Genomic DNA, 22,794 nt, shown 5'->3' on the forward strand with positions numbered 1-22,794 from the left:
ACCCCTGACCCCTGGTGACTTATTATTTCTTCCTTTTCCGTTGTTTTCTTTGGGCATTTGTTTCCTTTTCTTCATGGAAAAAATAGCGTAGATCAATGGTAAGGTAACTTCCTCTTATATTGTCAATGGACAAATCATTCCCTCCTTGATATTCGTATGAAACGGCGAATGTATAGAAATCAGAAACAGGTAGGTTATAAGACGATCCTAAATAGAAATAGCCCATATTTTTCGTTCGATATTCAAACCCTACATTAACCAATGCAGCGACCTGGAATAGTGAGCGTCTTGCTCCTTCGAATTGAAAATTTTCTGATAATCGAATGTATTCTTTTACTTGTACATCTGATGCGAAATAATTCAGCGAAAAACCAAATGAGGCATTCAAAAATAAGGCATCGCTCAATTGAATATAGACAAGACCTTGAATAGGTATTTCGTATGCAACTAAACCAACTGTTGAATTGCCAGAAAATCCAGAATCTGGTACATCATAATTTACTTTAAAATTCCTTTGCGTATAATTAATTCCTGTCTCGATGGATAAGGTATTGGTAAATCCACGTCGTATCACCATGCCAAACGAATGACCTAGCGTTTGTTGTACGGTAGAATAGAAAGGGTCTGAATCGAATTTTTGATCGTATGTACCAATTAATCTGTTAGGCACAATAGGTTTATATTGTATACCAAAAGTAGTAATGTCTTTTTGAGCAAAAACATTCGACTGCGTGCAAAAACACATCAAAATTAAGATCGAGAAGCTTATCCGCATAGGGTTTTATAATTTTACCTTAAAAATAGAGATTCGTATTCATGTATTGTGATGTATAAAAATCAAATTTTCTAATTCTTTACATATCCAATCAAACCTAATGTAATTACGGCCAAAACAAATATTATTAAACTATAACGTAATACTGCGTTTTTAATTATAAATCCTTTGAATTTTGCGGAAACATCAAAATTGGCTTGTTGTGCTTTTTCAAAATGTTTTTGATGAATCGCGTAGAGGTATAGTAATTCGTCTTTAACAGTTTCAGTATCCTTCTCAAATCCAACTTTAGAATTATTTAATTGTTCTTCAAAAAATGATGCTTGATCGTCACTATTGAAGCTGAATACTTTATAACTTTTATCAGTAGGGTGATCAATATAATTGACCAAACCTAAATTGCCTATTCTTCTACCCATGTCGTCATATATTCAATTGGTTTACGTCTACTTTTTGGCCATTCTAAATCTGGTTTTGGGTAACCAACAAAAAGTAAAGCCAAACATTTGTCCTCTTCATCAAGACCCAAAAACTCGTTCATTTCGGGTTTGTAAATTATACCAGGACTGGCCCAAAAACTACCCAATCCCCATGCGGTACACGTCAATTGCATATTTTGAATAGCACAAGCGACTGCTTCTACTTCTTCAATCTCTGGAATTTTTGAATTAGGATCACGTTTCAACGAAACAACTATGACAGCACCAGCCATCAATGGTCGTGTAGTCAATTTGTCGAACTTAGCTTGCTTAAAATTCTCAGGTGACATCAATTTAGTATAGGTCTCCCCTAAAAAAGTAGCTAATTTTTGTCTGCCTTCACCTAAAAAAACTTTAAAAGTCCATGGCTGTGTTAGACCATGATTGGGCGCCCAAATGGCATTGTTCAACAATACTTCTACTTGCTCTTTGTGAATTAATCGATCCGAAAATTGCTCAGGTAGAATCGTTCTTCTCGACTTAATTAAGTCTGATATTTCGCTCAAATTAAATTTCATAGTACAAAATTAATTCTAATTTTTAGAAACGCGGTCTTCTTTTAATCTTTCGTTACAACAGGGGGTTGATTTAACCGAATTTTGTATCTTTATTGAAACATTAAATATTTTACTTGGTTAACTTTCTAGTCTTGCGTTCGCGTATGCTAAAGAATTATGAATAGTACATTTAAGGCGTTTTTTATGCGAAATTTAAATTCATTTGCTGCAATATTTTCTGGTACTAAATTATTAAAAGCGATATTTTTATTGCTGCTAATTCCAATTGTATCATGTACTAAGGGGCATATCTGCGTTTGCAGTAACGGGGGGAGAATGGAGATGTATGAAGAGGACCGAGAATTAGCAAGAAATGAATGTTCGACTCACGAATATGGTTCGGAAATTGCAGATAATTATGTCTATTGTAGACTTAGGTAGAAATGAGGTTTAATTTAAAACGATTTTAAGGCCTTGTAAACCAAATGAAGAGGCAATCCCATTACATTGTAGTACGAACCTTCTAATCGTTCTATACCAACGTAGCCAATCCATTCTTGAACGCCATAAGCGCCAGCTTTATCATAAGGTTCATACTTTTCAACGTAATAGCTTATTTCCTCTTCAGTAAGTGGCATAAATGTTACATGGGTGTTGTCGCTAAAAACCATTTCTTTTGTTGCTGATCGAATGCAAACACCGGTAATCACCGTATGTGACGCTGCAGACAATTGACTAATCATGCGAATGGCATCTTCTTTTGATTTTGGTTTTTCTAAAATGTCATTTCCTCGAATAACGATGGTGTCAGATGTAATGAAAATTTCATCTTCCGCAATTTCTCCATCAAATGCTGACGCTTTTAACTTTGCTAAAAATTCTGGAACCTCTTCAGGCTTTAAAGTTGAAGGATAATTTTCATCAATTGGTTTAACACGAATTTCAAAATCAATATCAAGTCCTTTTAATAATTCTTGACGACGAGGTGATTGTGAAGCAAGGATTATTTTTTTGTCCTTTAAATTTTCTAACATTTCAGGTAGTGTTTTGTTTCCGTTCAGGTATTAAGAATAAAATAACGCTGAGATGACACCAAATAACATCGCGAATTTGATGAAATTAGATGCCATTAAATAATGTTTTGTGGTATTCTTTGAAAATAAAATAACGATCGAGATCATGAGCGTTATAATGACCAACCACAATAAATAAGTAAAGATTAAAGCATTGTTGCTCGTGTCAGGGTAAAGTGGAAGAGCAATAACATAATAGATAATTGGAATGACAACGAGGATATACAATACGCCCAACAATATTTTAGACTTCGCAAATCCTATTTTAATCGGCAGCGTTTTACTTCCCAATAATAAATCACCCTTAACATCTGCCATATCTTTAATGATCTCACGAATGAGATTTACCATAAAGGCAAAGAAACAATAAAGCAGAACGACCCAAATATTATCTTGAATAAAATGATCGCCCGTATGAGCCAAAGGAGAACTGTCGCTAAAACTTGAGAATGCTCCGAAAATGAAAACATAAAAAGGAACAAGTGCAGTTAGAAAAGCCACGAGAATATTCCCCACAAAAAACTTGCGTTTAAATACTGCAGAATAGAAGTAGAGTAAGTTTATTGTTGTAAATGAGATGAGAAAAATCCACCAATTATCAAATCGATAGGACAAGTAAGTAGCGATAAATAGCCCCAAAATATTCAAGGTCCAATTGAAGATAATCGCCCATCTCCTTTTAATATATTTATCGATAATTAATCTTTCTGGCTTATTTACACGATCGGCCTTTACATCAAAATAATCATTGATAATATTGCCGGAAGCTCCAATACAAAGGACAGAGAAAATCAGCAATAAAAAGTTGAAATCCATTAACCCAATTTGATCAATCAATAAACGCTCAGCCAATAAATTCTGATTACTTAGAATAAAAAATTCACTTTGTCTACTTGCTGAATAATTGAATAAAAGCGCATAAAATGCCAACATGGTTAGCACCATGACTAGAAGATTGCCAAACCGGATAAGTCTAAAGAATTGATATACGGTTTTCATCTTTAGTTTATTGAGCCGTAATTAAATAAACTGTACGACGATTTAATTGATGGGCTTTATTTTTCTCTTTTTCACTTGCCAAGCCATCAATATACGCTTCTGTTAATTCTATTGTTTGATCGCCTTCGTTATAAGTGTATGGTTTTGTTTCTCCAAATCCCTTTGATGTCAATCTAGATGCTTCAATTCCTTTTTCAATAAGATAAGTCATTACTGATTTTGCTCTATTTGTTGATAGTTCTAAATTGTGCGCATCATCACCTCTAGCATCCGTATGTCCTTGTAATTCGATTTTAACCTTTGGATTTTCATTCAAAAATTGGGTAACTAAGTCTAATTCAACGAATGATTCTTTACGCAATACATAAGAATCTAAATCGAAGAAAACATTGTCTAAACGAATCGCAGATTTACTGTACATTGGTTCCATCGGAACATCCATATGATAAGGTTCGTTTGAGTTTTCGGCTACATTCAAATTGAAATTGACAGAATAAGGATTGTATTTATCCTTTTGAACGCTCAACGCATAATTCTTGTTAATCGGTAAAGTCACTACAAAAGATCCATTTGCACGATCCGAAAATGAGCGTACAACTTCTTTTTTTGTTTCTAAATCAATCAAGGTAAACTCAGCTTCTAATTTATCCTTCGTTACATTGTCGAACACTGTTCCAGACATATATATTGTTCGAGTTGGTTTGATATCATCGGGCATTTTGAAAGTGTATAAATCACTTGCTCCCAATCCACCTGGTTTATCACTTCCAATAATTGCTAATTCTCCATCAGGATAAACGATAATAGCATTTTCATTCTCATGTGTATTAATTGGATAACCTAAGTTCTCAGGGTCCGACCATGAGCCGTCAGGTTGCATTTCTGTTTTGTATAAATCATATCCACCAAAACCTAAATGACCATTCGACGAGAAATATAATGTTCTACCATCGGCATGAATAAAAACAGAAGATTCTGAATTCGGAGTGTTGACATTGTCTGGCAGTTTTACAGGTTCGCCCCAAGCACCGTTTGGTTCAATTTTAGACATGTAAATATCACCTCTTTTTTGATTCGTTCTTCCTGAGCCTGTTAATATTCCTCGAATGAAAAATAAGGTCGTTCCATCTGATGACAAAGAAGGCTGCGTTTCCCAATTGGCTGTGTTTACTCGTCCTGGTAAGTTAATTGGATCAACCCATTTATTCCCGATTTTTTCGGTAATGAATAAATCACAACTTCCATAACCTCTTCGTCCTTCGCCATAGCCATATCGTTCATCTTTACAGCCTACAAATATTAAAGTTCTGCCATCAGGCGCAAATGTTGGTCCACCTTCATTAAATGGAGTATTGATATTTGGTGGCATCGGTGCTGCATTTCCCCAATAACCATTCATGTCAGTACTTGTAAAAAAATCTTCTTGAATATATCCGCTGCTATTAGAAACTAAACGCGTAAAGAGTAATTGCTTTTGATCAACAGTTAATGTTGGTAAATATTCAGGGTCTTCACTATTCACACCAACCCCAACATTAATTGGCTTATATGGCTTGGGATGTTTTTTCGATTCTATTGCGAATTCACAATTCTTGATTAGCCATAGCACATCTTCTTTAAATTCAGGATTTGCACCTGGAATAGAAGTGTATTTCTGCGCGTGAGCCAATCCTTCAACATACTCACCATTCGACCATTCTAATTGTGCCAATTCGAAATAAATATAACCAGTACTCGATAATTCAGGATTAACAGCGATGGCACTTCTATAGGCATCAATCGCTGTAGTTTTGTCACCTAAACGAATGGCAAAATCAGCTTTCATTCTATACGCATCTGTGAAATTTGGATCTTTTTCTATCGCTTTTTCAATCAAAGGCATCGCTCCAGCATAGTTTGGAAGACCCGTTGATTGATCAAGCTCTCTTGTTTTTTCGATAGCGCTTTCTACATACTTAATTGCTTTTTTATTCTTTGTGTCCCATTGTGCAAATTGCGCAGTAGAGCAGGTACTGAATAATAAAAGGAAGAAAATCAAAAATAAATTTCTCATGCAGTTAATTTATGGGATGTTTAAATATTTATGTGTTTGTAATGAAATATTCCATTCGCTATTATCTTTAACGTAGTCAATGATTAAAGGTAACATCTTTTCACTTTGATCCCATTCTGTTTGCAAGAATAACTTACAATCATCACTCACTTTGTCTTTTAACTCTTCTGACCATTTAAAATCATGTCGATTGAAGATGATCATTTTTAATTCGTGTGCCTTTTGATAATTCTCTGCTAAAGGCATTTTGAATTTTTTAGGCGATAAGCAAATCCAGTCAATTTGTCCAGTGATAGGATAAGCACCTGATGTTTCTATCGCAATTTCCATACCAGCATCTTTTAATGCCTTGGTCAATGCTGTTAGGTCGTACATTGTCGGTTCGCCTCCAGTTATCACAACAAAGTCCGTTTTAGAAGCTTTAACTTGCTCTACAATCGTTTGAATTTCAACTTCTGGATGTGCATCCTTGTCCCAACTATCTTTTACATCACACCATACACAGCCAACGTCGCAACCAGCTGTTCGAATGAAGTATGCGGCACGTCCAGAATGAAATCCCTCACCTTGAATGGTGTAAAAGGCTTCCATTAGTGGAATTGATTTTGTGTTCTCCATGGTTTAATGCGTTTTGGTCATATTTGAAGGAACGCAAATTATAAAATCAGCTAGATTTTTATTTTCCTCGTCCAATTCATCAATTGATTCTTGTTCGACTGTTGTAATGGTCAATATCTTTTCAATGTCAACATGTGGTTTTAAATAATGAATTATTCCTTCATTATTATTGCTGTGAAAAGCACCGTTAAAATGCAACATTATTTGATCTGATCGAGTAACACTTTGTCGAATGAAATGCGCCATTGTTGCATCTTTTAATGCTTGAGCAGTTGCCAAACTAACACCTCCGTGATCTCCCATTTCAGTAATCATCTTGCGATAGCAAGCTACAGTCGAGTCAAATTCAAATTTGTCTAATGGTGCGATGAACGTTTTTGCCAATTCGGACAATTCATTCAATGAAGAGATTCCTTTTTTATATGCCATGCTCGCATAACGACGAGGGACGTTAGAAGCAATGAATTTTAGTTGGTTCTGTTTAGCAAACTCTACCAAAGGTTTATAGTCCGTATTATAATTAGGCCATAACCTTATTTCGTCGTGGAAGTTTTTTGAAGATATTTGCTCAGCAAGATATTCATCCAAAATGAATTGATTATCTGCCTCAAACATTTCAGCACCTAAAATAAGTTTCTTTTTATGTTTAGCAAAAAGTGATTTTGTTAATTCCAATTGCAACCAATGTGCAATGGTATTGTTATGTAATTCTCCAAAGAATACATATTTTTTTTCTTCACAGGCCTTTAACAACTTGTCATAATCAACTTTTTTACCCTTATTATTATAGATCTGATAAGCAGGGAGTTCTTTCGCTATTGAAGCTGAAGTGAAAATTATAAATGTAAAGAGGAGTGCTAATGTTTTAAACATAATTCAAAATTAGGATTTTTATCTATAATAAGTTCTAGAGTTCTGATTTATCTAGCGATTGTTATCAACGAATTTAATAAAGGTAAAAAAGTTTAAATATTCTCAGATCCATTAATGAGACGATTAAAGCAAAAGGAAAGATAATACCAATGCATACCAAACGCATAATAGCAAAATTAAAATTCGGTCGTTTATAGTAGAATATGATAATTGGAATGAATAGTATGATGGGAGCTAAGGGAAAAGTTCCGTATATCGTAAGATTCCCATATATCTTTTTTAAGGGAAATTCATTGTAAAGTTTGAGGTCGTAAAACTTTGGGTTTTTCGGATTTTTTAGCTCTTCATATGAGGGTAAATCAATTATACTTATCGATTTAAGGTCTTTGAAAAATGGAGAATATTCTAAACGAATAGGAGGGGTGTATGCATAATATAGGTAAGAATCTAAATCGAATGTAACATTTTCTTGAGAAATACTGGGTCCGTTACTGCCGTAGTTATAGGTAAAAAAAGGTTCGTCCAACGTTACGGTTTTTCCGGGTAAGGACATATCTAACCAAAGGATAAGTGACAAAACACAACAGTAAATTGCTCCAATTTTGAATCCTTTCCATTGCCAGCCGGAGGTTATTTTTTTATAGTACTGGGCATCCTTTCTTTTTTCTTTTTCTTTGATGCTTTCATATCTTCTTTTTGCCTTTCGGATGTGTTCCTTTTTAATGTCTTCAGGTTTTTTGACAAAGGTTTCGGAAGGTTGTTTTATTTGGCCAGTTAGAATTTCGTAGGCATTTGTAATCGCAATGAATTTTTCCTCTGCATTTTTAGAAGGATTCATATCGGGATGATATTTCATCGCTTTTTTTCGATATGCTTTTTTTATGACATTCCTATCCTTGGTGGGTTCAATTCCCAATAGCGTATAATATTTTTTAGCGTGATACATCCTTGTCGGTCAGCCTAAAAATAGATATTAAAAAGAATGAGTAAACTACCTGGAAAAATCAACAACAAACATGCCAGTCTAGAGAATTTGAACCATGGCTCTTGTTCTTTAAATAGGAATACGAGTAATGGTAGAATCAATGCAATTTGTAAATATGGAAAGTAATTGTAGATAGATTGTTCTTGTAAAACGCGGTGATGAACTTTAAAAGGTTCTGCAGCGCTATAAGTATCAATTTTGTCGAAGTGAAAGTACTTAGGAATTCTGAAAATAGGTGAGATTTCTACTTTGAAACTTGAAGCTTCAAATCCTGCTAGGTCTTGAATGGCCGGCATAAATAAATTACCGTCTATAACAACCGATTGGTAACCGATGGCATAAATTGAACGATCAAATGAATAAGATTCGACAGGTTCGAGTTTATTTGTATCGACGAAAGTATCAATTGTAATTAAGATATTTAAAATGAGGCAAAAGAAAGTTAGAATGGTAAATATCGTCCAGTTCAAACCTGTAGTCATCTTTTTATAATAAGCGTCTTCTTGCGCTTGTGCTTCTAATTTTTCAAGTCTTAATTTTTGAGCCTTAATCTTTAATCTTTCATGGGTACTTGTCATGGTCTAAATATAATACAAAAAAAACCGTCCCCAAATAAATGGAGACGGCTAATAGTATAGTAGGGGAGGATTAAAAAATTATTTTTTTACTTGCTCAACAACAGCTTTAAAAGCTTCAGGATGATTCATTGCTAAATCAGCTAATACTTTTCTGTTTAATTGAAGACCTTTTGCATTTACTTTCCCCATAAATTGAGAGTAACTCATTCCATGTTGACGTGCTCCTGCATTAATTCTTTGAATCCAAAGTGCTCTGAATGTTCTTTTCTTTTGCTTACGTCCAATGTAAGCGTATAATAAACCTTTTTCAACTGCGTTCTTTGCAACTGTCCAAACGTTTTTTCTTCTACCAAAGTAACCTTTGGCAAGTTTCATTGTTTTTTTTCTTCTGGCTCTTGCAGCCACTGCGTTTACCGATCTAGGCATAATTTAAATTTTTTTGGTGATTAGTGACAATACTTAAATTGCTCTTTTTTATACTAGGCACCCGGTTGATTAATTTAACCAATAATTCGTCCGAAACGAATTAGATACACAATTGTGTTTTGATATTTGACTTGTCAGATTTGTGAACCAAACCAGCTTTCGTCAATTTTGCTTTTCTTTTCTTCGACTTCTTAGTCAAGATGTGACTTTTGAAGGCGTGTTTTCTTTTGATTTTACCAGTGCCGGTTACCTTGAACCTTTTCTTTGCACTAGCTTTCGTTTTCATTTTTGGCATCTTCGTACTTTTTATCCTCTACTTACTATTATTTTTTCTTAGGATTGATCATCATGATCATCTTCTTACCTTCTAATTTCGGCATTTGCTCTAAAGAACCAAATTCTTCAAGCTCCTGTGCGAATTTCAAAAGTAAAATTTCACCTCTGTCTTTAAAGACAATCGAACGACCTTTAAAGAATACATAAGCTTTCACTTTTGCGCCTTCTTGTAAAAACGTTTTCGCATGATTTAATTTAAAATTAAAATCATGTTCCTCCGTATTAGGACCCATTCGGATTTCTTTTACAACTACTTTCGTCTGCTTAGACTTTAATTCTTTTTGTCGCTTTTTCTGCTCAAAAAGGAATTTTTTGTAGTCAATTATTTTACACACAGGGGGATTAGCGTTAGGCGAAATTTCAACTAAATCTAATTCCGCTTCAAGAGCTTTGCTTAAAGCTTCACGAATTGGTAACAATTCTGCACCAGTATCGCTTACCAACCTTACTTCCCGCGCGGTAATCTTTTCATTAACTTTGTGAAGATCTTCCCTCTTCTTTAAGTTATTTCGGTTGTTATTTCTACGTTTTATTGCTATAGCTTTGTCCTCCTGATTAATTTCTATTTCTACTTAACTAATTCTTTTTCAATTTCGGTGTTAATGAAGTTTGTAAACTCCTCTATTGTCATTTTACCAATATCACCTTCACCTTGTTTTCGTATTGCGACTTGTCCGTTTTCCTCTTCTTCTTGTCCTACAATCAGCATGAATGGGACTTTTTTAAGTTCATTATCCCTAATTTTCTTGCCAATCTTCTCGTTTCTGTCGTCAACGAATCCGCGAATATCGGAATAATTTAACAAATTCAAAACTTTTTTCGCGTAATCATTATGTTTTTCGCTTATTGGTAATATTGCAAATTGCTCGGTTGTGAGCCACAATGGAAATTTACCCGCACAATGTTCGATTAATACCGCAACGAATCTCTCCATCGAACCAAACGGTGCACGGTGAATCATTACTGGTCTATGTTTTTCATTATCCGATCCTGTATATTCTAATTCGAAACGCTCAGGTAAATTATAATCTACTTGAATTGTTCCTAATTGCCATTCTCTATTCAGTGCATCACGAACCATAAAATCTAATTTTGGTCCGTAAAATGCTGCTTCGCCATATTCAATTACAGTATCTAATCCTTTTTCTTGTGTCGCTTCTATAATTGCAGTCTCAGCTCTGTCCCAATTTTCATCTGATCCAATATATTTCTCAGGTTTATTTGGATCACGTAGAGATATCTGTGCTCTGAAGTTCTCAAACTTTAGTGTCTTGAAAATATAAAGAACAAGATCAATAACATTTTTAAATTCTTCTTTTACTTGCTCTGGCATACAAAATAAGTGCGCATCATCTTGTGTAAAACCTCTTACTCTTGTTAAACCATGTAATTCACCACTTTGTTCGTATCGATACACCGTTCCAAATTCTGAATAACGAACGGGTAGATCCTTATAAGATTTAGGTGAAGTTTTATAAATTTCACAGTGATGAGGACAGTTCATTGGTTTTAACAAGAATTCCTCATTTTCATGCGGTGTTGTAATTGGTCGGAACGAATCTCCACCATATTTTTCATAGTGACCAGAAGTAACGTAAAGTTCTTTGTGTCCAATATGTGGTGTGATTACAGGTTGATACCCTGAGTTTCTTTGTGCCTTACGTAAAAAATTTTCTAATCGCTCTCTTAGTTCAGCACCTTTAGGTAACCATAATGGTAGACCCATACCTACTTTTTGAGAAAAAGCAAACAATTCTAACTCTTTACCTAATTTACGGTGATCACGTTTTTTCGCTTCTTCAAGCATTTCGAGATATTCTGTTAACTCTTTTGCTTTAGGGAAAGTAATTCCATAAATACGTGTTAACTGTTCTCTATTTTCGTCACCTCGCCAATATGCTCCAGCAATTGACATCAGTTTTGTTGCTTTAATAAATCCAGTATTCGGTATATGTGGTCCACGACATAAATCAGTGAATCCTCCTTGCGTATAAAAAGTAATTGTACCGTCCTCTAAATCTTCTAGTAATTCTAATTTATAAGGGTCAGCCTTATCTTTAAAGTATGCAATGGCATCCGCTTTTGAAATATCCTTTCGAATGAATTCGTTTTTTTGACGAGCCAGTTCAAGCATCTTCTTCTCAATTGTAGGAAGATCTGCATCTGTTATATGATGTTCGCCAAGATCTATGTCATAATAAAACCCATTCTCAATCGGCGGTCCTATTGCCAATTTAACACCTGGATACAAACTTTCAATAGCTTCAGCCATTAAATGCGCTGATGAATGCCACATCGTACTTTTACCGCCTTCGTCATTCCAGGTCAATAATTTTATCGTTGCATCTTCATTAATTGAACGGGTTGCATCAATTATTTCTCCGTTCACTTCCGCAGCAAGTACATTTCTTGCTAAACCTTCACTAATACTTAAAGCAACGTCTAAGGCTGTTGAACCTTTATCATAAGACCGTTGAGTACCATCTGGCAATGTTATTTGTATCATTTTATTTACTGACTTTTAAAAGCATCAAAAATAAGAAAACCCGAGGATATTATCCTCGGGTTCACATGTAATTTTTTTTATTGACTAGTTTTTGTATCCCATCACCAATACAACAGCTCCTCTTTCTTTCATTGTAGGTTCTTTGTTTTGGGCACCTGCAGTTTCAGGTATGATGTAATCTACATAAACTCTTTTTAATCGAACTTTTTCATTTTTTTGTACCAAATAAGAATCGTTCAATTCGCTTGATTCAACAACAATATTGTCACCAATAATGTTCGTAAATTCTTTTAATAAAACACGATCTTCTGCAGATTTATCTTTGTCATAAATAGCAACAGTTATATCATTTGGTAATGATTTACCATTGAATGAAAAACGATAATCTGTTTCGTTAAATAAATAAATCTCAACTTCTTTTACTTGCTTATAGGTTTTAAAGTTGAAATAAGTGATTTTAGAGCCATCATAACGGTAAGCTTTCAATTTAGATTTTGCTTCCGCTTTTTGTTCAGCGATATTTTCTTTAAATTCTGTCAAATTAGCAGCTGTTTGGGCGAACAACACTACAAAACTTAATATCCCTATAAATGTTAATATTTTTTTCATTTGTCAATCTGGTTTAACCATTCGTTATTTTGGTTCTTAAGGCTTTTATTAATGATCCTAATTTATTGTATTCACTTTCAATTAAATTAATTTCTCCTGGCATATCATTTTCATAATAGTTTTTTACAGAATCAAAATTGTTGAAAGTATTTTCAATTTCAGATAAATCTGTAATCAACCATTCAATTTCCATGCCATCGTTACGAGGATCTTTTAATCCTTTTATGATATTGTGTAAAATTGCCATTTGTTCAGCAATCTTAGTACCAATTCCATCATTAGAATTGTTGTTTTCGAAGTCATATACTCCTAGGTACATACCTTCAATCCACGCACCAGAAAAGTGAACTGATGATTGGTGTTCCATATCATTCTCATCTAAATATTTTTCAGATCTTTCATGAATGTCAACCATTAAAATTTCAAGAGAATCACTGTTCTCAATATTTGCATTAAAACGATCGATTAAGTCAGCGTTTTCAAAAACAGCTTCCATACCGATTTTTGCAGCAAGTTCAGTAATTACTTTTAAATACTTTCTTCCTTCGTTCGGCTGATTATTCATAACGCAGTATGCCATGTCAGCAGAATAAACACCAAAGTTTAATAGCAATTCTAATTCATCTGTATAATTTGCAGCAACTTCTGTTGGGTTAGTAGCAGCAGAATTGTATTGCAAACCTGATTTTTTGAAAATACTTGCAATTTGTAATGGAGATGGAAGATGGTAATCTTCATCTGGAGATTCGAAATTAATACTAGCTTCATCACTAGTTTGGGTTGTGTCTACTATGTTTAGTTCACCTTTATCTCCGCTGTCATTACCGTTACATCCAGGTAATAACAATCCAAGTGTGATTCCAAGAATAGGTATAGCAAATTTGGTCATTCTCATTTTTTATAGGATTTAATATAATCGCTAAATTATAAAATGATTTTCATTTCTACTTCAAATACTTCCGTTTTTTACAATAATTGTTTAATTTAACGGAAGTTTAACCCAATTAACCCCTTTTAAATTAAAGCTTTAAATCATAAAAGATCATCGGTCATACCTTTGGCCTTGAAACTAATATTGCCGCTCATTTTGGGAGTGATATTGGGTTATTATTTGAACCTTGAAATTGGTATTGAATGGGTATGGGGGCTTTGGTTATTAATGTTCGTTTTAGCCGTAAGTTTTTCGAATACAAAATTATCTTTTAGGTTATTCTTCGGTAGTCTTTCTTTACTTTTTTTCTTTGTTTTGGGTGTAATGCTAATTGCCATTAATAAATCTGAAAATAATAGGCATTACTTTGCGGGTTTATCAGGAGCTAACAAGAACTTTTATCAATTGCGATTGATTGATGCGCCAGTCTTAAAAACGAATGCTATTCAATGCTATGTGAGTATAGAAAAGGTGAATGATGAGCGTTGTTATGGGGAGGCAATTGTTTATTTGGCGAAGAATAATAAAGCGCATGGATTGCGTTACGGAGATGTGATTGCAACTTATAATTCTTTTGATAAAATCGCTTCAAATAAAAATCCAAATACATTTGATTATGGGGCATATTTAGCTTTGCAAAATATTTATCATCAGGGTTATTTAAATGAAAATACCTGGCGAAAAATTGGTAATGATGGAAATGTGCTATACGAATCGTTACTGACGGTGCAAGCACGATTTAAAAATGAATTGATAAGTCATGGTTTAAACGGTAAAAATTATGAGGTTGCCAGTGCATTATTGTTAGGTGATAAAACTGGTCTTGAATTTGAGACACGGAATTCGTTTGCTATTGCCGGAGCAATGCATGTATTGGCGGTTTCAGGATTGCATGTTGGAATTGTAATGCTTATTGTCTCGTTTCTGTTTAGACCAATTAAAAAGACGCGAAATGGCAAGTGGATCTATGCCATCTTAGTTGTTTTAGTAATATGGTTTTATGCGCTGTTAACTGGGATGTCACCTTCAGTAATGCGGTCTGCATTGATGTTCTCTTTTGTCGTTATCGGTAAAGAATTTGAAAGAAGTACGTCCGTTTATCAATCCATTATTATTTCTGCCTTTATATTGATATTAATAGATCCTTTTGTGATTTTTCATGTAGGTTTTCAATTGAGCTACCTGGCTGTATTTGGCATTGTTTATATACAACCTAAAATTTATAACTTGTGGTATACGGACTATTGGTTGGTAGATAAAATTTGGCAGATTACGTCAGTTTCAATAGCGGCGCAATTGGCTACTTTTCCGCTCGGATTATATTATTTCCATCAATTCCCGAATTATTTTTTAATTGCCAATTTAATTGTAATTCCTTTGGCATTTGTTATCCTTTTTGTTGGTATTCTGTTTTTTGCTTTCAGTTGGATACCGATTATTAATTCTTTTTTCTATTATTTATTAGATCTAGCATTGTCTATACTCAATAATGCTGTTAATTGGATAGAAGGTTTGCCGTTTGCAGCGCTAAAAGGTGTGAATTTTCCTTTCTATTGGCTGGTTGGTGCTTATGTAATTATTCTCCTGTTTATATCTGCCTTCGTTCGAAAGAAAAAACGGTTATTATTTGCTGGGCTTGCCATGTCCATTGGATTGTTGTTGTATCAGTTTGTTCAAAAGAATGAATTGGATGCCCGAAATACATTAATCGTCTACAGTTTGAAAAAGGCTGTTGGTTTGGATATATTTCATGGAACAAAGAATTTCTTCGTCTTTAATCAATCTTTGTTGGATGATCAAGGAGAAATTGATTATCAAATTAAGCCGAATTGGATTTATAAAAGGAATACTGACCAACCTGCAAAAACAGTTTTATTGGAGGATCATTATCCTGTATTATATTTTGGACATCAAAAATTGTTTTATTTAGATTCGGAGATGATTGATAGGGTGTTGGAAGAAGGATTTCCTAACACTGATATTGTTTATTTGAATGATTTTAAGTTTATTCCGAATGAAATTTTGGAACGTATAGAAGCAAATAAAAGTGACGTGATTTTAGGGAATCAAATTGCTTATGGAAGTAAGCACTATATTGTCAGTAAATTAAAATCGAATGCTATACATGATTTAAAAAATGATGGTGCTTTTCAGTTGGATTTTGAGTAGTTGAAGGTTGTCATTTATTATTTATTCAATGGCAGTGATGCTTGTTTATTTGGCATCTACCTTAACCAGGCCTTCTTTATTTTGATAGACAATTGATACATTTTTATGTTTCCCAATGGCACTCTTTTCTCTAGCGTGAATAACCTCGAATAAATTATTTACGCACAATTCAATTCCGTAATAGACAAAGGTACCGTTGGATACTTTTATATTGGACCAGAATGTAATTTTATATTGGGTAACTTTTTGCATTAAATTTTGCGACTCTTCAACTATATTCTGAATTGATAGTTTCAATTTGTCAACCTCCTTTTGATATTCTAAATTGGATTTCGTGTACTTTCCAGATTTTTTATTCTCTTCTAAAACATCGAGCTGTTCGCGGTAGAATTCTTCTCGCATTTTTAAAATGCTGTATTCTTCCGTGTAGAATGCTTGAAAATTCTCGAACTTAATTCCTTCATGTTTATATAAAGTTGAATCAGCCCAGCGAATTACTGCAGTTTTTACTTTTTTACCTTCAATTGGATTCCCTGGCTCTTGTAAGATGCCAGGATTTAAACCTAGGAAACTAATTGTCAATATTTGTAGTAGTGCTATCATCTAATTCTAATATATAATTGTCAAACGGCTCTTCCAGTTGATAAATGTCGTCAACTTGGAAGTAGGGCGTGAACTCAATTAGTACTACATTTGTGTCCATCGTTTCGTTGTAAATACCGCTGAATTCATGAATATAGTAATAACCTAGTTTGCTATTGTCGGTTTTATCAACTAATTCATATAAATCTGAAAATTGTAGTGGCTGATACGATTTAATTTCAGGATGTTTTCCTTCGATATATTCGAGACTTAATTTACCTAAAAAATAATCTTGTTTAAATTCTCCGATTGACTTAATCGAGCTACATATTTTGAGTGTGTTTTCCAAGAATTCTGATTTTTCATCAATCGAATTAAGATTTTCTAATTCTTCTTTGAAATAATTGTAGAGTGTCTTACTTAAATCCCTTGCCTCTGTATAAGTTGGAGCCTTAAAAATCGTTCGTTCATAAAAATAGTCCGGAAAAATTTTAGCTGCCTCGTTGGATATGATTAAATCAATTTGCAGATTTTGCCCGATTACCCCTAAAGTATCATTCAATGTAAAATCAATTTCAATTAATTCAGTAGTCGAATCAGTGGGAGTATAAGAGAAAAAGTGAGTTGTTTTCACTGATTTACGGATGTTGTTTTCTCTGATGTATTACGTCAATGATTTAATTTGACTGCTGTCTGCGGCGTTTTTAGGTTGAATCAATTGAAGTTTTTCTAAACTATCAATCTCGTAAGGTTTAATAATCTTAACAGCACTGAATCCATAAGCCTCGTAGTTTGGTATGAGCGAATCACTTCCAAGTAATAGTTTGATTTTGTCTTCAGTTCTGGTTTGCAGACTTGTTGACGACTCATTTCCCGCTTCAGGTTCAATAAAAAACTCATTCGCAATGAAACATCCCTGCAATAGAAAGATGGATATAAAAAACGCCAAGAATAATCGCATAAAAGTAAATCTAGCTTATAGTTATAAAACTGAAATGCTACAAATTTTATACCCAAAAAAAAAAATATGAGTTTATCTAATCATAACGGGCATTACAAGCATAAGAATGTCTTCATTTTCATTCTCATTGGCACTTGGTAAAAGTATACCAGCCTTGTTCGGTTCACTCATTTCTAAGATCACTTCGGTTGTACTGATATGGTTTAGCATTTCCATTAAGAATTTTGAGTTGAAGCCAATCTCCATATCGTCACCTTGATAGTTACAAGTTAATCTTTCTTTTGCTTCGTTAGAAAAGTCTAAATCTTCAGCAGAAATACTTAATTCACTACCAGCAACTTTTAATTTAACCTGGTGAGTTGTTTTATTCGAGAAAATAGAAACCCTTTTAATAGAGTTTAAAAATGAGATTCTATCAACTGTTAATACATTTGGATTTTCGTCTGGAATTACAGCTTCGTAATTAGGATATTTTCCGTCGATTAAACGGCTCGTCAATTCGATGCTACCAAAATTAAAACGAACAGTTGTATTTGTATAGCTTAAAGTAACGTCAACATCATGATCAACATTTTGCTTTAATAGATTAAGTGGTTTTTTAGGTAGAATAAAATCTGATGCCGTTGAAGCAGTCGAATCAAATCTTCCATAACGCACTAATTTATGAGCGTCTGTAGCAACAAATGTTAATTTATCAGCTGAGAATTGGCAAAAAACACCACTCATTACTGGTCTTAATTCGTCATTACCTGTTGCAAATAGCGTTTTTTCAATTGCATTGGCAATAATTTCACCTTTCATTACCAAAGATGATGCGTTTTCTAATTCAGGTGATTTAGGAAAATCATCAGCATTTTGACCAACTAATTTATACTTTCCATAATCTGAAGATATTTCAATTCCAAAATTAGATGGATCAATTAAGAACGATAAAGGTTGATCTGAAAAGTTCTTTAATGTGTCTAATAATAATTTTGCAGGAATTGCAATTCGGCCATCCTCTTTTGATTCGTCCGGAGATACACTAGTTTTCATAGTGTTTTCTAAATCAGATGCTGAAATCGTTAATTCACCATTAGCCAGTTCAAATAAGAAATTATCTAATATAGGCAGCGAATTACTACTGTTTAAAACTCCACTAATATTCTGTAAATTTTTAAGTAAAGTTGAACTTGAAATAATAAAGTTCATAGTCGTTTTAAATTATTTGGTTTAAATCAACTACAAATATAGGAGTTAATCATTTTAAATAAATTCTTTTTATTAACATTTTAAAAACAATATAAATGACAGTTGTTTTCTGACGTATTGTCATAAAATAAAGACACGTTATAATAAGATATGACAAAATGATGTGAGAACTGGCATATTCTGGCGGTGGCATAAAGATTGACTATATGGTTTTAATTAAAATTGAATTATAATCATCAAATAATAGAATATGAGTAAGATAATTGGAATTGATCTCGGTACTACAAATTCATGTGTATCTGTAATGGAGGGGAATGAGCCTGTAGTTATTACAAATTCCGAGGGTAAAAGAACAACGCCTTCAGTAGTTGGATTTATAGAGGGTGGAGAAAGAAAAATTGGAGATCCTGCTAAAAGACAGGCAATAACTAATCCTACAAAAACAGTTTATTCGATTAAACGTTTCATGGGAACTAGTTTTGATAAGGTTGCAAAAGAAATTGCACGTGTACCTTATGATGTTGTAAAAGGAGACAATAATACACCACGTGTAAAAATTGACGATCGTTTATACTCTCCACAAGAAATTTCAGCAATGATTCTTCAAAAAATGAAGAAAACTGCTGAAGATTATTTAGGACAAGAAGTAAGCGAAGCAGTAATTACTGTTCCTGCATACTTTAATGATGCGCAACGTCAAGCGACTAAAGAAGCTGGTGAGATTGCTGGTTTAACTGTAAAAAGAATTATAAATGAGCCAACGGCAGCTGCCTTAGCTTATGGTTTAGATAAAAAGAATGACGATCAAAAAATAATTGTATTTGATTTTGGTGGAGGAACGCATGATGTTTCTGTATTAGAATTAGGTGACGGTGTTTTTGAAGTATTGTCTACCGATGGAGATACGCACTTAGGTGGTGATGATGTTGATGATAAAATCATTAACTGGTTAGCTGAAGAGTTTATCAAAGATGAAAATATTGATCTACGTAAAGACCCAATGGCTTTACAAAGATTAAAAGAAGCTGCTGAGAAAGCGAAAATTGAATTGTCTTCAACAACTTCAACTGAAATCAACTTGCCTTATATTATGCCTGTTGATGGAATTCCAAAACACTTGGTTAGAACTTTATCTAGATCTTCATTCGAGCAATTGATTGACGATTTAGTAAAAAGAACAATTGAGCCTTGTAAAACAGCATTGAAAAGCGCTGGTTTATCTACAAGTGATATTGATGAAGTAATCTTGGTTGGTGGTTCTACTAGAATCCCTGCTATTCAAGAAGCTGTTAAGAAATTTTTCGGAAAAGAGCCTTCTAAAGGTGTAAATCCTGACGAAGTTGTTGCTTTAGGAGCTGCAATTCAAGGTGGTGTATTGACTGGAGAAGTTAAAGATGTATTGTTATTAGATGTAACTCCGCTTTCAGTAGGTATTGAAACAATGGGTGGTGTAATGACTAGATTAATTGAGTCTAACACAACTATTCCAACTAAAAAATCAGAAACGTTTTCAACGGCTTCAGATAATCAACCAGCAGTAGATATTCACGTATTACAAGGTGAACGACCAATGGCTGCAGATAATAAAACCTTAGGAAGATTTCAATTGAATGACATTCCACCAGCACCAAGAGGGACTCCTCAAATTGAAGTAACATTCGATATTGATGCGAATGGTATTATGAATATTTCAGCGAAAGATAAAGCAACTGGAAAAGAACAATCAATTAAGATTGAAGCTTCTTCAGGGTTATCAGAAGATGAAATCGCAAGAATGAAAGCTGATGCTGAAGCAAATGCTGAATCTGATAACAAAAGAAAAGAAGAAGCTGACAAAATTAATGCTGCTGATTCTTTAATTTTCCAAACAGAAAAACAATTGAGCGAATACGGAGATAAAATTCCAGCTGAGAAAAAAGAGCCAATTGAGTCTGCTTTAGCAGAGTTAAAAGGAGCTTTTGAAGCGAAAGATTTTGCTTTAATGGATTCTTCAATGGAAAAATTGAATACAGTTTTCCAAGCAGCTTCTGAAGAAATGTATGCAAATCAAGATGGTGGTGCAGATAATGTAACGCCGCAAGATGCAAACGGATCAGACACAGAAGATGTTGCTGCTGAAGATGTTGACTTTGAAGAAGTGAAGGAAGATTAGTCCTAAACCGTTTTAAGTAACAGATAATTAAAAAAGCTGTGTTATGTCATTTATGATGTATCACGGCTTTTTTTGTGCTTTTTTTATACAAAAAAATATTAACATTAATTAGATTTTTTGTAGAAAAAAATGTAAATTGCATCACGTTTAAAAATTAAATTAATAAATAAAAGTTATGAAGAGAAAATTACTTTTGGTTTTTGCCTTAGGGGTGGGAGCCATGTCTTATGGACAATGTACGCTTGAAGGCCCAGAGCCGAGTATGTGTCTAACGGATGCACCAGTTTTTTTAAGTTCTGATGCTCCAGGTGCTGTATATTCAGGTCCCGGAGTATCAGGAGGGGTATTTAGCCCATCTGCTGCAGGTGTTGGAACACATACTATTTCTTTGGTTGCTCCAGGTGATGGTTATACAATGGATGAAACAATTCCTTATGATCCTATTGCAATTCCAGGAGGAACGACAGTTACTTTAAGTGATGATCAAGTTTCTAGCTCATTACCTATCGGATTTACTTTTAACTTTTTCACTGAGGACTATGATAATTTTTACATAAGTTCGAATGGATTTATAACATTTTCTTCAGGAATGCCAAATGGCTGTTGTAGTGGGCAACGTTTACCAAGTGTATCTACTGCAAATAATTTAATTGCGTTTGGATGGGCTGATAAATACCCTCCGGGGGGTGGGACAATTAAATACGAAACTGTAGGCGTTGCGCCGAATAGAATTTTAATTGTGGAATTTGAAAATGTACCTAGTTGTTGTGGTGCTTCTGGTTACATAACAAGTAGAACTCATCTATATGAGTCTACCAATTGTATTGAAATACACATTGATAGACAAGAAGATGGTGGTAGAAATCAAACTTTAGGTATAGAGAATCGAGCTGGAACAGAAGCTTTTACAGCGCCTGGCAAAAATAGCCAGACTTGGACAGCGGATGATTATGCAATAAGTTTTTGTCCTAATTCGGGATGTGAAACTTCTATTGAGGTAACAATTACTGCTGGTCCTGAAGTAATTGGAACTGTTGATAATAGATCGATTTGTTTTGGCGAAGAAATTACATTAACGGCTTCTGGTTCTTTAGATGAGTATGTTTGGGGTAGAGGAATTGTTGACGGTGAAGCATTTGCTCCAGCAACTCCGGGTGAAAAAGTATTTATCGTTTCTGGTACAGATGATGAAGGATGTACAGGTTCTGATGCTGTAAATGTTATGGTAAATGCTATTCCATATATCTACGCAGGTGATGATGCTGAATATTGTGCTAATGAGGAGATTGTTCTTGAAGCTTATTCTGCGGTTCCTGGTATCGTTTGGGATAATGATGTCGTAGATGGGGAAAGATTTATGCAAGATCCAGGTACAGTTGTTTATACAGCTTCTGTGACGGATCCTTTAACAGATTGTGCGAATGAAAGTTCTGTAACTATTGTTAGCAATGAATTGCCAACTGGTACAGGTGTGGTTACGATGCCTGCATACCTTTATGATGGTTCAATTGACTTTACGCCTTCTGGTGGTGCTGGCGGACCTTATACTTTCTTATGGTCTAATGAAGCGACGACTGAAGATATTATGGGTATAGGAACTGGAACTTATACAGTAAAAGTTTCTGATGGAAGATGTGAGAATAGAATTACTTTCAATGTTGATTCTCAATTGGGAATAGCGAAGAATGAAATTGATAATCTTTCTATCTATCCTAATCCTGTTGTTAATGAATTCACTATTGACTTAGCTGCTCAATACGATTGGTTGATTTATGATAATGTAGGGAAAATAATTTCTACTGGAACTGCTAACGGATTAAGCAAAGTGTCAATGGAAAATGTTGCAACTGGAACATATTTCATACAAGTAACTTCTAATGATGAAGTATCTGTAGTGACACTTGTAAAAGAGTAAAACAGAATTAATTTATATTATAAAGGACGCTTGCCATTTGGTAAGCGTCCTTTTTTTGTTTTATATAATTGGATTTAGGGAATGTA

At 34.0% G+C, this 22,794-nt stretch carries 24 protein-coding genes; 4 read left to right on the plus strand and 20 right to left on the minus strand.

Annotation, left to right across the window (positions count from 1 at the left end; all coding sequences use genetic code 11):
• Nucleotides 1–22: 22 nt before the first annotated feature.
• The 3 genes from T367_RS0101970 to T367_RS0101980 form a co-directional block, all read right to left on the minus strand.
• On the minus strand, nt 23–775 hold the full coding sequence (locus T367_RS0101970; RefSeq protein ID WP_157454091.1) for a porin family protein: 753 nt from the start codon (nt 773–775) through the stop codon (nt 23–25).
• A 71-nt stretch (nt 776–846) separates the two neighbouring features.
• The gene (locus tag T367_RS0101975) at nt 847–1,194 is read right to left on the minus strand and encodes a hypothetical protein (RefSeq protein WP_027418347.1); all 348 of its coding nucleotides are present in this window, start codon (nt 1,192–1,194) and stop codon (nt 847–849) included.
• Entirely contained in the window at nt 1,179–1,772 is a 594-nt protein-coding gene (locus T367_RS0101980) for a nitroreductase family protein (RefSeq protein ID WP_027418348.1), read from the minus strand. Before T367_RS0101980 ends, T367_RS0101975 begins: the two co-directional genes overlap by 16 nt.
• 156 nt (nt 1,773–1,928) lie before the next feature.
• On the opposite strand from T367_RS0101980, the gene T367_RS24810 reads away from it, so the two are divergent.
• Nucleotides 1,929–2,192, plus strand: coding sequence for a hypothetical protein (locus T367_RS24810; protein WP_157454092.1), 264 nt, complete (start codon nt 1,929–1,931; stop codon nt 2,190–2,192).
• Between the two features lie 14 nt (nt 2,193–2,206).
• Here T367_RS24810 and T367_RS0101985 read toward each other — a convergent pair whose 3' ends face one another.
• The 13 genes from T367_RS0101985 to T367_RS0102045 form a co-directional block, all read right to left on the minus strand.
• Entirely contained in the window at nt 2,207–2,785 is a 579-nt protein-coding gene (locus tag T367_RS0101985) for a Maf-like protein (RefSeq protein WP_027418349.1), read from the minus strand.
• 30 nt (nt 2,786–2,815) lie between these two features.
• Entirely contained in the window at nt 2,816–3,823 is a 1,008-nt protein-coding gene (locus T367_RS21030) for a geranylgeranylglycerol-phosphate geranylgeranyltransferase (RefSeq protein ID WP_084274271.1), read from the minus strand.
• 7 nt (nt 3,824–3,830) lie between these two features.
• Nucleotides 3,831–5,876, minus strand: coding sequence for an OmpA family protein (locus tag T367_RS21035; RefSeq protein WP_051568282.1), 2,046 nt, complete (start codon nt 5,874–5,876; stop codon nt 3,831–3,833).
• A gap of 9 nt (nt 5,877–5,885) precedes the next feature.
• Nucleotides 5,886–6,494, minus strand: coding sequence for a 7-carboxy-7-deazaguanine synthase QueE (locus T367_RS24815; RefSeq protein WP_027418350.1), 609 nt, complete (start codon nt 6,492–6,494; stop codon nt 5,886–5,888).
• 3 nt (nt 6,495–6,497) lie between these two features.
• Nucleotides 6,498–7,367 carry a ChaN family lipoprotein gene (locus T367_RS24820; RefSeq protein WP_051568283.1) on the minus strand — a complete coding sequence of 290 codons (870 nt, stop codon included), beginning with the start codon at nt 7,365–7,367 and terminating at the stop codon, nt 6,498–6,500.
• A 73-nt stretch (nt 7,368–7,440) separates the two neighbouring features.
• Complete coding sequence (locus T367_RS24445) at nt 7,441–8,313, minus strand: DnaJ domain-containing protein (protein ID WP_072032146.1); 873 nt, start codon at nt 8,311–8,313, stop codon at nt 7,441–7,443.
• Nucleotides 8,314–8,327: 14 nt separating this feature from the next.
• Nucleotides 8,328–8,930, minus strand: a complete 603-nt coding sequence (locus T367_RS0102015; protein ID WP_027418352.1) for a hypothetical protein — start codon at nt 8,928–8,930, stop codon at nt 8,328–8,330.
• Nucleotides 8,931–9,008: 78 nt separating this feature from the next.
• Complete coding sequence (gene rplT, locus T367_RS0102020) at nt 9,009–9,356, minus strand: 50S ribosomal protein L20 (RefSeq protein ID WP_027418353.1); 348 nt, start codon at nt 9,354–9,356, stop codon at nt 9,009–9,011.
• A gap of 100 nt (nt 9,357–9,456) precedes the next feature.
• On the minus strand, nt 9,457–9,651 hold the full coding sequence (gene rpmI, locus T367_RS0102025) for a 50S ribosomal protein L35 (protein ID WP_027418354.1): 195 nt from the start codon (nt 9,649–9,651) through the stop codon (nt 9,457–9,459).
• Nucleotides 9,652–9,679: 28 nt separating this feature from the next.
• Complete coding sequence (gene infC, locus T367_RS21045; protein ID WP_084274272.1) at nt 9,680–10,225, minus strand: translation initiation factor IF-3; 546 nt, start codon at nt 10,223–10,225, stop codon at nt 9,680–9,682.
• 35 nt (nt 10,226–10,260) lie between these two features.
• Nucleotides 10,261–12,198, minus strand: coding sequence for a threonine--tRNA ligase (gene thrS, locus T367_RS0102035; RefSeq protein WP_027418356.1), 1,938 nt, complete (start codon nt 12,196–12,198; stop codon nt 10,261–10,263).
• Nucleotides 12,199–12,282: 84 nt separating this feature from the next.
• Entirely contained in the window at nt 12,283–12,807 is a 525-nt protein-coding gene (locus T367_RS0102040) for a hypothetical protein (protein ID WP_157454093.1), read from the minus strand.
• A gap of 13 nt (nt 12,808–12,820) precedes the next feature.
• Nucleotides 12,821–13,696 carry a hypothetical protein gene (locus tag T367_RS0102045; protein ID WP_157454094.1) on the minus strand — a complete coding sequence of 292 codons (876 nt, stop codon included), beginning with the start codon at nt 13,694–13,696 and terminating at the stop codon, nt 12,821–12,823.
• A 174-nt stretch (nt 13,697–13,870) separates the two neighbouring features.
• Between T367_RS0102045 and T367_RS0102050 the strand changes: the two genes are divergently transcribed.
• Nucleotides 13,871–15,907 (plus strand): ComEC/Rec2 family competence protein, encoded by a 2,037-nt coding sequence (locus tag T367_RS0102050; protein WP_157454095.1) that lies wholly within the window; start codon nt 13,871–13,873, stop codon nt 15,905–15,907.
• Nucleotides 15,908–15,952: 45 nt separating this feature from the next.
• Here the strand turns inward: T367_RS0102050 and T367_RS0102055 are convergent, their stop codons facing one another.
• The 4 genes from T367_RS0102055 to dnaN form a co-directional block, all read right to left on the minus strand.
• On the minus strand, nt 15,953–16,510 hold the full coding sequence (locus tag T367_RS0102055; RefSeq protein ID WP_027418360.1) for a hypothetical protein: 558 nt from the start codon (nt 16,508–16,510) through the stop codon (nt 15,953–15,955).
• Nucleotides 16,479–17,123 (minus strand): hypothetical protein, encoded by a 645-nt coding sequence (locus T367_RS0102060; protein ID WP_027418361.1) that lies wholly within the window; start codon nt 17,121–17,123, stop codon nt 16,479–16,481. Before T367_RS0102060 ends, T367_RS0102055 begins: the two co-directional genes overlap by 32 nt.
• A 30-nt stretch (nt 17,124–17,153) precedes the next feature.
• The gene (locus T367_RS0102065; RefSeq protein WP_027418362.1) at nt 17,154–17,450 is read right to left on the minus strand and encodes a hypothetical protein; all 297 of its coding nucleotides are present in this window, start codon (nt 17,448–17,450) and stop codon (nt 17,154–17,156) included.
• A 72-nt stretch (nt 17,451–17,522) separates the two neighbouring features.
• On the minus strand, nt 17,523–18,641 hold the full coding sequence (dnaN, locus tag T367_RS0102070) for a DNA polymerase III subunit beta (protein ID WP_027418363.1): 1,119 nt from the start codon (nt 18,639–18,641) through the stop codon (nt 17,523–17,525).
• A gap of 250 nt (nt 18,642–18,891) precedes the next feature.
• Here dnaN and dnaK point away from each other — a divergent pair, with 250 nt between their 5' ends.
• Nucleotides 18,892–20,793, plus strand: coding sequence for a molecular chaperone DnaK (gene dnaK / locus T367_RS0102075; protein ID WP_027418364.1), 1,902 nt, complete (start codon nt 18,892–18,894; stop codon nt 20,791–20,793).
• Nucleotides 20,794–20,968: 175 nt separating this feature from the next.
• Entirely contained in the window at nt 20,969–22,708 is a 1,740-nt protein-coding gene (locus T367_RS0102080) for a T9SS type A sorting domain-containing protein (protein ID WP_084274274.1), read from the plus strand.
• Nucleotides 22,709–22,794 lie beyond the last annotated feature (86 nt).

Origin of the sequence: Crocinitomix catalasitica ATCC 23190 (assembly GCF_000621625.1) — a bacterium.
Lineage (GTDB): Bacteria > Bacteroidota > Bacteroidia > Flavobacteriales_D > Crocinitomicaceae > Crocinitomix > Crocinitomix catalasitica.